At 62.7% G+C, this 13,992-nt stretch carries 13 protein-coding genes and 1 pseudogene; 6 read left to right on the top strand and 8 right to left on the bottom strand.

Annotated elements, in window-relative coordinates:
• The 7 genes from X733_RS142550 to X733_RS142580 form a co-directional block, all read right to left on the bottom strand.
• On the bottom strand, window positions 1–1,086 hold the full coding sequence (locus tag X733_RS142550) for an ABC transporter ATP-binding protein (RefSeq protein WP_023669844.1): 1,086 nt from the start codon (window positions 1,084–1,086) through the stop codon (window positions 1–3).
• Window positions 1,086–2,189 carry an ABC transporter ATP-binding protein gene (locus X733_RS142555; protein WP_023704246.1) on the bottom strand — a complete coding sequence of 368 codons (1,104 nt, stop codon included), beginning with the start codon at window positions 2,187–2,189 and terminating at the stop codon, window positions 1,086–1,088. The genes X733_RS142550 and X733_RS142555 overlap by 1 nt, the downstream gene beginning before the upstream one ends.
• The gene (locus X733_RS142560; protein WP_023669846.1) at window positions 2,186–2,407 is read right to left on the bottom strand and encodes a hypothetical protein; all 222 of its coding nucleotides are present in this window, start codon (window positions 2,405–2,407) and stop codon (window positions 2,186–2,188) included. Before X733_RS142560 ends, X733_RS142555 begins: the two co-directional genes overlap by 4 nt.
• On the bottom strand, window positions 2,404–3,363 hold the full coding sequence (locus X733_RS142565; RefSeq protein WP_023682998.1) for a carbohydrate ABC transporter permease: 960 nt from the start codon (window positions 3,361–3,363) through the stop codon (window positions 2,404–2,406). The genes X733_RS142560 and X733_RS142565 overlap by 4 nt, the downstream gene beginning before the upstream one ends.
• Window position 3,364: 1 nt before the next feature.
• On the bottom strand, window positions 3,365–4,270 hold the full coding sequence (locus X733_RS142570) for a sugar ABC transporter permease (RefSeq protein WP_023682997.1): 906 nt from the start codon (window positions 4,268–4,270) through the stop codon (window positions 3,365–3,367).
• A 68-nt stretch (window positions 4,271–4,338) separates the two neighbouring features.
• Complete coding sequence (locus X733_RS142575) at window positions 4,339–5,655, bottom strand: ABC transporter substrate-binding protein (protein ID WP_023682996.1); 1,317 nt, start codon at window positions 5,653–5,655, stop codon at window positions 4,339–4,341.
• Between the two features lie 360 nt (window positions 5,656–6,015).
• Window positions 6,016–6,699 (bottom strand): TetR/AcrR family transcriptional regulator, encoded by a 684-nt coding sequence (locus tag X733_RS142580; protein WP_023819613.1) that lies wholly within the window; start codon window positions 6,697–6,699, stop codon window positions 6,016–6,018.
• 111 nt (window positions 6,700–6,810) lie between these two features.
• Between X733_RS142580 and X733_RS142585 the strand changes: the two genes are divergently transcribed.
• Genes X733_RS142585 through X733_RS142595 form a run of 3 tightly spaced genes read left to right on the top strand, consistent with a single transcriptional unit; the run spans window position 6,811 to window position 9,293 of the window.
• Window positions 6,811–8,004, top strand: coding sequence for a Tm-1-like ATP-binding domain-containing protein (locus X733_RS142585; RefSeq protein WP_031193795.1), 1,194 nt, complete (start codon window positions 6,811–6,813; stop codon window positions 8,002–8,004).
• Between the two features lie 13 nt (window positions 8,005–8,017).
• The gene (locus X733_RS142590) at window positions 8,018–8,872 is read left to right on the top strand and encodes a phosphoenolpyruvate hydrolase family protein (RefSeq protein WP_023698984.1); all 855 of its coding nucleotides are present in this window, start codon (window positions 8,018–8,020) and stop codon (window positions 8,870–8,872) included.
• Window positions 8,873–8,876: 4 nt separating this feature from the next.
• Window positions 8,877–9,293 carry a cupin domain-containing protein gene (locus X733_RS142595; RefSeq protein WP_023698983.1) on the top strand — a complete coding sequence of 139 codons (417 nt, stop codon included), beginning with the start codon at window positions 8,877–8,879 and terminating at the stop codon, window positions 9,291–9,293.
• A 170-nt stretch (window positions 9,294–9,463) separates the two neighbouring features.
• Here X733_RS142595 and X733_RS142600 read toward each other — a convergent pair whose 3' ends face one another.
• Complete coding sequence (locus tag X733_RS142600) at window positions 9,464–10,654, bottom strand: Xaa-Pro peptidase family protein (protein ID WP_023819611.1); 1,191 nt, start codon at window positions 10,652–10,654, stop codon at window positions 9,464–9,466.
• A 356-nt stretch (window positions 10,655–11,010) separates the two neighbouring features.
• On the opposite strand from X733_RS142600, the gene X733_RS142605 reads away from it, so the two are divergent.
• From X733_RS142605 to X733_RS0135420, 3 genes and pseudogenes are all read left to right on the top strand, one after another.
• The gene (locus X733_RS142605) at window positions 11,011–12,621 is read left to right on the top strand and encodes an ABC transporter substrate-binding protein (RefSeq protein WP_031193793.1); all 1,611 of its coding nucleotides are present in this window, start codon (window positions 11,011–11,013) and stop codon (window positions 12,619–12,621) included.
• Window positions 12,622–12,823: 202 nt separating this feature from the next.
• Window positions 12,824–13,810: an ABC transporter permease gene (locus X733_RS142610; protein ID WP_023819609.1), complete on the top strand. Its 987-nt coding sequence runs from the start codon at window positions 12,824–12,826 to the stop codon at window positions 13,808–13,810.
• Window positions 13,807–13,992 (top strand): annotated as a pseudogene (locus X733_RS0135420) (ABC transporter permease); the annotation flags it as partial. The gene X733_RS142610 and the pseudogene X733_RS0135420, both read left to right, overlap by 4 nt.

Genomic DNA, 13,992 nt, shown 5'->3' with positions numbered 1-13,992 from the left:
TTAGCTGGCGTGACGCAAGCTCACGCCGCTGCCCTTGTCGAACAGCACCACCTTGTCCTGATTCCAGGCAAAGCGCACCGGCTGCTCGATCTGGACATCGGTTCTGGCCGGCACCGTGGCGCGCAGCGTCGTGTCGCCGACCCGCAGAGTCAGGATCTTTTCCACGCCATGGTTCTCGACATCGTGGACGCGTGCCTCGACCGGCGCACCGCTTTCAAGATACACATCCTCAGGTCGAATACCGAAGACGAGCGGGCGACCGTCGGTCGCACCGCCCGCCTTGGCACCCCCAGAGAAAGGCAGTTCGAAATTCAGCGGCGCCATCACCGCGCGGCCGTTGACCAGCTTGCCATCGATCAGGTTCATCGGCGGCGAGCCGACGAAGCTGGCCACATAGGTATCGCGCGGATTGTTGTAGATCTCGTGCGGCGTGCCGGTCTGGATGATGCGGCCATGGTTGAGCACGCCCACCTTGTCGCCCATCGACATCGCCTCGATCTGGTCGTGAGTGACGAACAGAAAGGTGGCGCCGAGCTGGATCTGCAGGTTCTTCAGTTCCGTGCGCAGCGCCTCGCGCAGCTTGGCGTCGAGCGCCGACAGCGGTTCGTCCATCAGGAACACGCGCGGCTTGCGCACGATGGCGCGCCCGATAGAGACGCGCTGCATTTCGCCGCCTGAAAGCCGGTCGGTCTTGCGGTCGAGCAGATGCTCGATCCGCAGTGTCTTGGCCGCTCGCGCAACACGGTCCTTGATCTCGGCATCCGGCAGCCGACGTATCTTCGGCTTCAGCGGGAATTCGAGATTTTCGCGCACCGTATAGCGCGGATAGAGCGAATATTGCTGAAGCACCAGCGCCACGTCGCGCTCGGCCGCACCCCAGTCGGCGACGTCGACGCCGTCGATGAACACCTGACCCTCGGTCGGCTTTTCCAGACCCGCGATCATGCGCAGCGTCGTCGTCTTGCCCGCGCCGGTCTCGCCGAGCAGCACGAAGAACTCGCCATCGGCGATCTCGAGATCGAGCCCGGTCAGTGCGGTGTGGTTGCCGAAGCTCTTGGAAATATTCTTGAGCTGGATATGAGCCATCAGAGCCTCACCTCAAGCGACTTGCCGCTTGCCGTGTCGAAGAAATGTGCCTGCGTCGGATCGATCCTGGCGAAGACCTTTTCGCCCGGGCCGCCGACGAAGCCGCTCTTGGTGCGCGCACGCAGCATCTTGGAGCCGACCTTGAGATCGACAATGTCGAACGAGCCGAGCGGCTCGACGATCTGCGTCTCGACCGGCAAGAAACCCTCCGCCGCTTCATGGCGCACCAGCACGCCTTCGGGCCGGATGCCGAGCGCCAGCTGGCCGCCGGCATGACCGTTGAGCTTGGACAAAAGCGCGCGCGGGAACTCGAAGCCGGCGGCAGCGCCACCGACGGTGACGGAGGCCGCCGAAGCGGTCTCGGCGATCGCCGCATCGGCGACGTTCATCACCGGGCTGCCGACGAACTGCGCCACGAACAGATTGGCTGGATGCGAATAGACCTCGTCGGGCGAACCGACCTGCTGCAGCACGCCCTCATGCATGATCACGATGCGGTCGGCGAGGCTCATCGCCTCGATCTGGTCGTGCGTGACATAGATGGTGGTCGAGCCCTGTTTGATGTGCAGCCGCTTGATCTCGGCCCGCATCTCTTCGCGCAGCTTGGCGTCGAGGGCGCCGATCGGCTCGTCCATCAGCATCGCCTTCGGCCGCCGCACCAGAGCCCGGCCGATGGCCACACGCTGCATGTCGCCGCCCGACAGCGCCGACGGCTTCTTGGCCAGCAGTTCCGTGATCTGCAGCGTCTTGGCGACCGAGCGCACCTCGCTATCGATCTCGGCCTTGCTCTTGCGCGTCGCGCGCAAGGGAAAAGCAATGTTCTCATAGACGCTCATATGCGGGTAGAGCGAGAACGACTGGAACACCATGGCGATGTCGCGGTCGGCGGCCTTGAGGTGTTGCACCGGCTTGCCGTCGATGAGGATGTCACCGCCGTCGATCGTCTCCAGCCCGGCAACCGCCCTCAATGTCGTCGTCTTGCCGCAACCCGACTGACCGAGCAGCACGATGAACTCGTTGTCGTCGATCTTGAGGTTGAGGTCCTTGATGACCTGGACCGCACCGAAGAATTTCTGGACGCCGCGAAGCTCAATCTGGGTCAATGCTCTGCTCCCGGATTGCGCACCTGGCCGGTACCGGCCTTCTCCGCCGGCGCGATCTTCGAGGTGATGTTGAAGCCGATCAAGCCGATCAGGATGATGGTCACGCCATAGCTGTGCAGCAGCAGGTTCCACGGCTGGCAAAGCGCGATGATGCCGAGGACCATCAGCACCTGAGACCCCGGTTCGAGATATTTCTGGTTGATGGCTCGAAAGCTCATTTGCGGATCGCTCCGAAGGACATGCCGCGCAGCAAATGGTTGCGGAGCAGGAAGGTGAAGATTGCGACCGGCAGCAGGAACAGGAAGGTTCCGGCGGCGATCACCGTCCAGTCGGGCAGGCCGGCGCCGACCTGGCTGGGGATGAAGGGCGGCGCCGTCTGGGCGCGGCGGTTGGTCATGATCAGCGCGAAGGCATACTCGTTCCACGCCGTGATGAAGCAGAAAACCGCGGTCGCGGCGATGCCGGTGGCGGCCTCCGGCAGCACGATCTTGAAGAAGGCTTCCATGCGGGTGTAGCCGTCGACCAGCGCTGCCTCTTCATACTCCTTCGGGATCTCGTCCATGAACCCCTTCATCAGCCACACCGAAAAGGACAGGTTGAAGGCGGTATAAAGGATGATCAGCCCGATATGGGAATCGTTGAGGCCGACGGCCCGGTACATCAGGAACATCGGGATCGCGACCACCACCGGCGGCAGCATGCGCGTCGACAGGATGAAGAAGAGCAGATCCGCCTCCCCCTTCACCTTGAAGCGCGAGAAGCCGTAGGCGGTGAAGGTACCCATGCCGACAGCCAGCACCGTCGAGGTGATGGCGATGATCAGCGAGTTCATGAAGCGGCTCGGATAGCCGGACCATTGCACCTGGCCCTTGCCGTCGCGCACGATCTTTTCACCGCCGTCAAACACGACACGTTCCCACCAGGGTGCCGCCGCATACTCTTCCGGCGACGGCGGGTTGCGCATCTGCGAGCGCTTGGTGAACAGCTTGACGAACGGCGATATCTCGGGCTGGAACACCACCGTCGGCGGGATGGTCGTGGCAAGATTGCGCGGCTTGAACGCCGTCGAGGCGATCCAGTAGATCGGCGCCAGGAAGATGATCGTCACCAAAAGGACGGCGACGATGGCGACGCGATTGAAGCCTATTTCGGAAGAAGTGCGGACGGCGGCCATCTCAGCGCTCCTTCACCTTGTTGAGGTACTTGACGTAGATGTTGGTGATGGCCAGCACCATGATCAGCACGATGTAGGCGAGCGCGCAGGAGCGCCCGGTCTGCCATTCCTGGAACGCCATCTTGTACAGCCGGATAGAGATCAGCTCGGCCGTCGGCTGGCTGGTCAGGATATAGGCGAGGTCGAAGGTCTTGAACGCTTCCATGGTGCGGAAGATGACCGCGATCATCAGGATCGGCGCGACCAGCGGCAGCGTGATGCGGAAGAAGGTGTAGAACGGTCCGGCGCGGTCGATCGCCGCTGCTTCGTAGAGATGCTTCGGCACCGCCGAAAGGCCGGCCAGCGACAACAGCATGACGAAGGGCGACCACATCCAGATGTCGGTCAGCGCAACCGCATAGAGCGCCATCTTGGGATCGGCCAGCCACTCGAAATTGCCGAGGCCAAGCGCATAGTTGATAACCCCCCATGACGGATCATAGAGCAGTTTCCAGAACAGACCGACGACGGCCATCGACAGCATCATCGGCAGCAGCAGCAGCGTTGTGATGAGACCCTTGAGGGGAATATCCCGGTTGAGCAGCATGGCCACGCCGAAGCCGACGAGCAGCTGACCCGCGACCGAGATGATGACGTACTTCGCGGTGATGGCGAAGTTGGACCAGACATAGGGATCGTTGAGCAGATCGCGATAATTCTGCAGCCCGACGAAATTCGCCGGCGCGTTGGTCGACGCGCGGAAATCGGTGAAGGAATAGCCCAGCGAATAGATCAGTGGGAAAATATTGAAGACGATCAGGAACAGGATCGTCGGGATTATGAAGAGGTTGCGGATCGACATGTCGCTCAAGCCGCGTGCAGCGGCCCGCGAGGAAGTGTCCAGCGTGGTAATCATCGTGGTCGCCAAGACCCTGCTCCCGTTTCGGAAAAAAAGAACGGAGGAGGCACGGATGCCTCCTCCGCGAGAAAAGCTGCTTATTGGCCGCGGCCGTATTTCTTGAACGTCGCGTTCCAGTCGCCTGCGAGCGCGTCCAGCGTTTCCTTGGCGGTGCCTTCGCCGCCGATCATGTAGGGATAGACGCGCTGGTTGAGCTGCTGCAGCAGCTCGGCATATTCCGGCACCGCCCAGAAGTCCTTCACCTTGAACATGGTCTCGTAGAAGGCCTTGTTGTACGGCGTGGCGTTCTGGAATTCGTCCGACTTGAGCACGGCGGCGCTGCAGGTGTAGCCGCCGAGCGCCGCCCACTTCTTCTGGGTCTCGTCCTTGATGAACCATTCAAGGAACTTCGTCGCCTCTTCCTGCTTCTTGGAGTAGGAGACGATGGAGATGCCCTGACCGCCGAGTGCGGCGAACTGATCGCCGTTCGGGCCTGGAGGATTGGCGAAGAAGCCGGTGTTCTTGGCGTTCGGGTTCGACGCCTCGTTGATCAGCGAGGGGAAGAACGCGAAGTAGTTCATGCTCATCGCGGCCAGGTTTTCGGTGATCGCCTGGTTGTCCTCGACGAAGAACGACTTGGCCCAGCCCGGAGGCGTGAACGTGTAGAGTTCCTTGTAGGCGTCGAGTGCGGCGATTGCCTTGTCGGAGTTGATGAAACCGTCGACCTTGTAGGTCTTGTAGTCACCCAGTTCGCCGCCGAAGGAGAACAGCGCGTTTTCGAAGCCCATCGCCATCGCGTCATAGGAATTGTCGGTGTAGATGGCGATGCCGTATCGCTTCTGATCCGGCCGATAGAAGAACTCCGCGATGTCGCGCAGCGCCTTGAAATCCTTCGGCACGTCGAGATCGTAGCCGTATTTGGCCTTGAAGGCTTCCTTTTCCTTCGGGTCCTCGAACCAGTCCTTGCGATAGGACCAGCCGACAGCGTCGCCTTCGAGCGGGATCGCCCAGTACTTGCTGCTGCCGCCCGGATACTCGGCGTAATATTTCACCGTTGCCGGCGCCATCACTTCGCCAAGCTTGTGCTTGTTGAAGAAGTCGGTCAGGTCGACATAGTGGCCGCCGGTCGAGCCGGCGCCGAGCCATTGCGAGTCGCCGACGACCATATCATAGGCGTCGCCATGGGCGTTGAACTCGGTGAAAGCCTTGGTCTGGAAGTCGGACCAGGGCGTGGTTTCCACCGTGATCTTGACGCCGGTTTCCTTCTCGTACTCGTTGCCGAGTTCCTGCAGGTAGTTGGCCGGATCCCATTCCGCCCAAAAGATGGTGAGCTCCTTGTCCTGCGCGTAGACGGACGTTCCGCAGGCAAGTACTAAGCCGATACCAGCAAGCAGGCTGGTCATTGTCTTGCGCATAATGATTTCCTCCCTTGTGCGCATTCTACCTTGTCATGCGAGCCGGCGGTGAAGCCGGCCCTGGTAGTTCCTCCCGAGATCGCACCTTTCCGGTTCCAAGCCTCCTCGCTTTGCCGGAAAATGGATCGCAGCTCTCACTTTTGATCCGCTTTTTCTGTCCTGATCTGGTATTACCAATTTTGGATAGCCGTCAAGCTCTTTCTTGGATCACCACCGGACCTTGTATAACCGGATTTTTCATGTATCCGACTGTTTTCCCTGAATTTTCCTACTCGTTGATATAGGAGAGCCTTGTTTCGGCACTGCCATCCCGGTTAACATCAATAGTGGGCATCCAAATCTGGTCGAACCAGATTGGCGCTATTTCGCCAATGCCGCTGTCGGGGCCGCATCGATTTCAGCCGTTGATTCCGCCACCGCGGCGCGCACAAGGGCGCCCGCCGCCCATTGCGCGACCGACCGCATGCCGCGGCTATCGAGCCCCCATATATCCTTCAGCACGATCAGCACTTCGACGCCGAACATCATCGACAGCGCCTGCGCCAGGCGCTTGAACTCGCGCGGCGGCAGCCGGCCCTTGAGCGGTGCGATGGCATCCTTCAGCAGCTGGACGCGATGTCCGCGCGTGAATTGCGGCTCGCCGCCCAGCGTGCCCGCCTGCCGCTGCGCCCATTGGTCGAGCGACAGTTTCAGCGCCGCCTTGAAAGTTGCCTCGAAAGCCTCGATGCGCGGCATGGCGGTGTCGAACAGTTCGGCGACGCGGCGCCCGGCATCTTTCGAATCCGATTGCCAGGTCAGGATCGGCCCAAGCCCCTCGTCGACCACCGCCTGCACCAGGGCTGCCTGGCTGGGGAAATAGCGATAGGCGGTGGCGCGCGACACTTGCGCCGCCTCCGCGACTTCGCTGACCGACGGGGTGACGCCCGCCTGCATCAGCCGCGTCGCCGTCTCCAGCATCAGCCGTTTTGTGCGGGCCCGCGGGCCGCGTTCGGCAGCCTCGTTGGCGTCGTCGTTCCCAGCGCCTTGTTGACGTGAGACTTCCATGTCAATACGATACGCGCGTCTCAAAAAATTGCAATGACCTTTGCCCACCGAAAGGCCGGCAAAGGGCGACAGGCGGCCCGGCGCCGGTCGGCCGGTGACGGGAGAAACGCGATGAAGCGCATCTACGTGGTGGGCACAGCCGACACCAAGGGCGAGGAACTTGCCTTCCTGGCCGATGCTATTGCCGCCATCGGCAGTTCGGTTGCCCGCGTCGACATCGGAACGCGCGGCGCCACCGTGCCGGTCGATATCCCGGCCAGCGAGGTCGCGGCGCATCATCCGGATGGAGCCAGTGGCGTGCTCGGCATCGATGATCGCGGCACGGCGGTGGCCGGCATGGGCGCCGCCTTCACCAGTTTCATTCAGTCGCGCGACGACATATCAGGCGTGATCGGCATTGGCGGCGGCGGCGGCACGTCGATCATCACTGCCGGCATGCGCGCGCTGCCGCTTGGGCTGCCCAAGATCATGGTCTCGACGCTCGCCTCCGGCGACACCGCGCCCTATGTCGACGTCTCCGACATCATCATGATGCCATCGGTCACCGATATGGCGGGACTGAACCGGCTGTCACGCGTCGTGCTGCACAATGCGGCGCAGGCAATCGCCGGCATGGCCGCCAGGCCGGCGCCAGTCGCCACTGGCAAGCCGGCACTCGGGCTCACCATGTTCGGCGTCACCACGCCTTGCGTGACCGCCATCGCGGATCAGTTGCGCGCCAACTACGACTGCATGGTCTTCCACGCCACCGGAACCGGCGGCCGCTCGATGGAGAAGCTCGCGGACTCGGGCCTGCTCGCCGGCGTCATCGACATCACCACGACGGAAGTCTGCGACCTGTTGTTCGGCGGCGTGCTGCCGGCGACGGAAGACCGCTTCGGCGCTATCGCCCGCACCAAGCTGCCCTATGTCGGCTCGGTCGGCGCGCTGGACATGGTCAATTTCTGGGCGCCGCCGACCATTCCCGAGAAGTTTAGGGGCCGGCTGTTTTACGAGCACAATCCCAACGTCACGCTTATGCGCACCACGGCGAATGAATGCCGCGGCATAGGCGAGTGGATCGGCACCAGGCTCGCTCGCTGCGAGGGCCCTGTGCATTTCCTGATCCCCGAAAAAGGCGTCTCGGCACTCGACATCGAGGGCGGCGCCTTCTTCGACCTCGAAGCCGACGCCGTGCTGTTCGATGCCATCGAGCGCACTATCAGGCCGAGCGCCACGCGCCGCGTCACACGCCTGCCGTTGCACATCAACGATCCGGAATTTGCCAAAGCCGCAACCGCGGCCTTCCTCGACATCGCCAGATAGTGAGAGCCAACAAATGCCCGCAATACCGCGCAAAGACATATTGAAGAAGTTCAAGGCGATGATCGCCGATGGCGTGCCCATCGTCGGGGGCGGCGCCGGCACCGGCCTGTCGGCCAAGGCCGAGGAAGCCGGCGGCATCGACCTCATCATCATCTACAATTCCGGCCGCTACCGCATGGCCGGGCGCGGCTCGGCTGCCGGCCTGCTCGCCTATGGCAACGCCAACGAGATCGTCAAGGAAATGGCCTATGAGGTGCTGCCGGTGGTCAAAAAGACGCCGGTGCTGGCCGGCGTCAACGGCACCGATCCCTTCGTCATCATGCCGCTGCTGCTTGCCGAGCTGAAGACGATGGGCTTTTCCGGCGTGCAGAATTTCCCGACCATCGGCCTGTTCGATGGCAGCATGCGCCAGAGTTTTGAGGAAACCGGCATGGACTTCGGGCTGGAGGTCGACATGATCGCCGAGGCGCACAAGCTCGATCTTCTGACCACGCCCTATGTCTTCAACCCCGACGAGGCGCGCGCCATGACAAAAGCCGGCGCCGACATCGTCGTTGCCCATATGGGGGTGACGACCGGCGGCTCGATCGGAGCCACGTCGGCCAAGTCGCTCGACGACTGCGTGGTCGAGATCGACGCCATCGCCAACGCGGCGCGATCGGTGCGCAAGGATGTCATCCTGCTTTGCCATGGCGGACCGATCTCCATGCCGGACGACGCGAGATACATCCTCGACCGCTGCAAGGGCCTGCATGGCTTTTATGGCGCGAGTTCGATGGAACGGCTGCCGGCTGAAGCCGCGATCGCCAGGCAGACGGCGGATTTCAAGGCCGTCACGCTGCACGACCAGAAGAAAAAGAAGGGATGAGATCATGACCGACAAGAGCAAGGTGTTCGTATACCCGAAGGACGTGAGCGCCTTCGGCTTTGACTGGGGCAAGCTGTCGCTGACAGTCGCGCCGGAAGTAAATGGCGCGACGCGCTTTTCCGGCGGCGTCGTCGACCTGCCGTCAGGCAAGGGCCACACGCGCCACAACCATCCCGGCGCGGAAGAGATCATCTTCGTCATCTCAGGCAATGGCGAGCAGATGGTGGAGGACGAGGAGGGCAATCCGGTCGTCGCCAAGGTCGGCCCCGGCTGCACCATCTATGTGCCGGAAAGCCGTTTCCATTCGACGCTGAATACCGGCGATGGGCCGATGCAGCTCTTCGTCGTCTATTCGCCGGCCGGACCGGAACTGGTGCTGCGGGAGCTGCCGGATTTCAGGCTGATCCCGGCGGGGAAGTAATCGCGAAAGGCCCCCTTCATCCGGCCGCTTCGCGGCCACCTTCTCCCCGAGGGGGAGAAGAGGCAGAAGCCAGCGCCGGCGCAAACTCCTCTCCCTCAGGGAGAGGTCGGATAGCCCCGAATTGCCCTTCGCAATTCGGATGGCAATCCGGGTGAGGGGGTAGCGCCGAGCTAGGCTATCCCACCTCTATTCCACCCCCGTGCCCGATCCCCAAACATCACATACCCCGCATCCGTCACCGCCAGCGTATCCTCCAGCTTGATGAACCCCCGCGTCGGGTGAAGCATGGTCGTCTCCACCGACAGCACCATGTTCGTCTCCAGCGGCTTGGCCGAATAAGTGCCTTCATAGGTGACCGGGTGGTTGGTCATCAGGAACGGCGCTTCATGGGTGATCAGGCCCATGCCATGGGCGAAGAAATCCGTATAGGGCGCGACCTTCGACGCCTTCAGCACGCCCTCCGCGTGCGAAATCATATCGCCGCCGATGGTGCCTGCCCTCACCTTCGAGAACGCCGCCTGCTGCACCGTCTCGACCTCGGCCAACAGATCTTCCAGCTCGGCATCCGGTTCGCCCAGAATGCCCATGCGGCAGAGATCGCCGATATAGCCGTGATAATTGCCGCCGGAATCGATCGACAGCACCTCGCCCTTTTTCCAAGCCTGCGGTGACGCCGCACGGTTGTGGCTGGAGCCCAGCGTCAGCAGGCAATATTCGAAATGCGCGCCGCGATTGGTCTCCTCGCGCCTGAGCTGCTCGATCATCTCGGCCTTGGTCGTGCCTTCGCGCGCCCACTGGATAGTCGCCAACATGGAATCGGTGATCAGCTCGGAGGCGATACGCAGCTTTTCCAGCTCGGCGTCCGTCTTGATGGCGCGCATGCTCTCCAGCATGCCGGTCGCGTCGATCAGCCTGGCATCCGGCAACGCCTTGCGGATCAGCGCATAGGCGTCCGACGGCAGGAAGGCCGGCTCGATGCCGAGGCGGGCGCCGGCCTTGCCGATCTTGCTGATGTGCTCGACCGCAAGATTGGCAGCATCGAGCGTGCCCCAGCAGGCGGCATGCAGCGTCGGCGTCCAGAATGGGTTGTTCTGGTGCTCGGCGCCTTCCATGCGGTTGCCGATATAGGCGGCATGATCGGGCCCGCCCTTTTCATAGAGGACGATAGGCAGGTAACGGCTATGGCCGATCGCATCCATGGCGGCAAAGAAGATGAACTTGTAGCCGCCAAGCAGATACTGCGTGTTGTGCTTGGAGGTCGCGAGCAGAACATCGATGCCGGCCTCTTCCATCAGCCGGTCGACCCTCGCCTGATCGAACGGGATATTGCTGACGGCGCTCTTGCCCGGGGCGATGTTCATCTTTCTCTCCCTGATATCAGTGGGATCGCCGGCCGTACTGCGTCCAATCCCTTGGCTTCGATCAAATCTGCACCATTTCGTTAACTCTGGTCCAGCCAGAAACAGGTTAGATTGCTTCGGCAGGCTGTCACCACTCGTCATTGCTGCACACTAAGGCAATCTGGTCCTACCAGAATACCAGAATGAAAGGGCCACCTCTAAACTGGTCCAGCGGACGAAAATTTCAAAGCCAAGCAAAGATGCGCCAATTCCGTCTCTGGCGAAACCCTTGGCAAGGGCCATAATCGCCGCGAGGATGCTGGCGGGTGCCGCCAGCTTCGAGGGGTGCGCCCATCTGGTCGCGGAGAGGACGGAGGTTGATCATGTCGGATATTTCCAGACGCACGCTGCTTGGCGGCTCAGTTTTACTGCTGGCCTCCACCGCCATGCCCACATTCAGCTGGGCGCAGACGCCGAAGAAGGGCGGCCGCCTCGTGCTTGCCGCCGATTCCGAGCCGCGCAACCTCAATCCGGCCATCGTCGCCTCCAACGGCGTCTTCTTCATTTCCAGCAAGATCGTCGAAACGCTGGCCGAAGCCTCCTTCGACGGCAAGGACGGGCTGCAGCCGCGCCTGGCGCTCTCCTGGGAAGGTGCCGCCGACGGGCTGTCGGTGACTTTCAAACTGCGCGACGGCGTCAAGTGGCATGACGGCAAGCCGTTCACCTCGGCCGACGTCGCCTTCTCGGCGCTGCAGATCTGGAAGCCGCTGCAGAATCTCGGCCGCACGGTGTTCAAGGATCTGGCCGCCGTCGACACGCCTGACGATCTGACCGCCGTGTTCAAATTCGCCAAGCCGACGCCGTTCCAGCTGATCCGCAACGCCTTGCCGGCGCTGTCGAGCGTGGTGCCGAAACATATCTACGAAGTCGGCAAGATCGAGGACAACCCGGCCAACAACGCGCCTATCGGCACGGGACCGTTCAAGTTCGGCGAATACAAGGCCGGCCAGTATTACAAGCTGACCAGGAATGCCGATTACTGGGCCAAGGACGAGCCGTATCTCGACGAGATCATCTATCAGGTGCTGCCCGACCGCACGTCGGCTGCAGCGGCGCTCGAGGCCGAAGAGATCCAGCTCGCCGCCTTCTCCGCCGTGCCGCTCGCCGATCTCGACCGCATCTCCAAGGTGCCGGGCCTGAAGGTCATCTCCAAGGGCTATGAGGGGCTGACCTATCAGCTTGTCGTCGAGATCAACCATCGCCGCAAGGAACTGGCCGACGTGAAGGTCCGCCAGGCGATCGCGCATGCCATCGACAAGGATTTCGTCGTCAAGACGGTGTTCCTCGGCTATGCCGCTGCCGCCACCGGCCCGGTGCCGAAGAACGACCCGCAATTCTACACCGCCGACGTGCCGACCTATCCCTTCGACGTCGCGAAGGCCAACGCCCTGCTCGATGACGCGGGCTACAAGCGCGCCGATGACGGCAAGCGTTTTGCGCTAAAACTTCTGCCGGCACCCTATTTCAACGAGACCAAACAATTCGGCGACTATCTGCGCCAGGCGCTGGCGGCAATCGGCATCGACGCCGTGATCGTCAACAATGACTCGGCCGCGCACATCAAGGCCGTCTACACCGAGCACGCCTTCGACCTCGCCGTCGGCCCGCCGGTGTTCCGCGGCGACCCGGCGATCTCGACCACCATCCTGGTGCAGAGCGGCATTCCCGACGGCGTGCCGTTCTCCAACCAGGGCGGCTACAAGAACGCCGCGCTCGACGCGCTGATCGCCAAGGCATCGGAGACGCTGGATACGTCAGCGCGCACCGACCTCTACAAGGAATTCCAGAAACAGGTCGCGGCGGACCTGCCGCTGATCAACGTCGCCGAATGGAGCTTCATCAGCGTCGCGCGCGAGACGGTGGGGAATATCGCCAACAATCCGCGCTGGGCGGTTTCGAACTGGGCGGACACGTATCTGGAATCGTGACACATTTGCGGATGAACGTTCGCAAAGAAATTGGTGTCAAGGCATGGCGTAGGGCTGCGTTTCGTCACACCCCCCTCTGTCCTGCCGGACATCTCCCCCGCAAGGGGGGAGATCAGCAGCTTNGGGGGAGATGTCCGGCAGGACAGAGGGGGGTGCCTAGACACCGCACCTCTCCCGACTGGCGCAGCGCTATGCCTTTCCCATGACCCGCGCCCTCACCCTCATCCGCCGTCGTCTCGTCGGCAGCATCTTCGTGCTGCTGATCGTCATCATCGGCACATTCCTCCTCCTGGAAGCCGCCCCCGGTGACGCGGTCGACGCCTACATCGTCTCGACTGGTGGCGATGCCGGGATGATCGAATTGCTGCGTCATCGCTGGGGCCTCGACGAGTCCGAGCTGACACGGCTCGCGAACTATCTCTGGGCGCTGCTGCATTTCGACCTCGGCCAGTCCGTTACCTTCTCGCGGCCAATTCGCGATGTTATCCTGGAACGCCTGCCGACGACACTGCTCCTGATGGTGACCGCCACCGCGCTCTCCTTCGGTTTGGGCTCGGCGCTCGGCATCTACGCCGGCGCCAGACCCGGCAGCTTTCGCGACCGCTTCCTGTCGATCGGCTCGCTGGCGCTTTATGCCGTGCCGGGTTTCTGGCTTGGCCTGGTGCTGATCGTCGTCTTTGCCGTCGACCTGCGCTGGCTGCCGATCGGCGGCATCGAGAGCCTGGCCTCGGACAAGACCGGTTTTGACCGCGCCACCGACATCGCCGTCCACCTCGTCCTGCCGGTTTCCGCGCTCGGCTTCATCTATCTCGCGCTCTATCTGCGCATGATGCGCGCCGGCATGGCGGAGGCGTGGCGGCAGGATTTTGTGCTCGCCGCCCGCGCCAGGGGGCTGTCGCGCCGCCGCATCGTGCTCGCCCATGTCGCCCGCAACGCGCTCTTGCCGCTGATCACCATGCTCGGCCTGCAATCGGCGCAGATGCTGGGCGGCAGCGTCGTCATCGAAAGCGTTTTTGCCGTGCCCGGCCTCGGCCGGCTGGCGCAGGAAGCGGTCGCCTCGCGCGACACGCCGCTGCTGCTCGGCATCATTCTCACCAGCGCCGCCCTCGTCATTGCCGTCAACCTTGCCGTCGACATCGCCTACGCCTTCCTCGACCCGCGCGTCGGCGCCAGCGAGGCCAGCGCGTGAGCGCGCTGCCGCGGTTCCTGCGCCGGCCGGAAGCGGTCGCCGGCGCGATCATCCTGGCGCTTCTGTTCGCCATGGCGCTGTTTGCGTCGCTGCTCTTCCCCGGCGACCCGCAGGCCATTACCGGACCAGCACTGCTGCCGCCGTTCCAGGACTGGTCGCTGCCGCTCGGCACCGACCGGCTC

Source organism: Mesorhizobium sp. L2C066B000 (assembly GCF_000502335.1).
GTDB lineage: Bacteria > Pseudomonadota > Alphaproteobacteria > Rhizobiales > Rhizobiaceae > Mesorhizobium.
The sequence above is the reverse complement of the archived record's forward strand: the minus strand, read 5'-3'. Positions and strand labels throughout refer to the sequence as shown.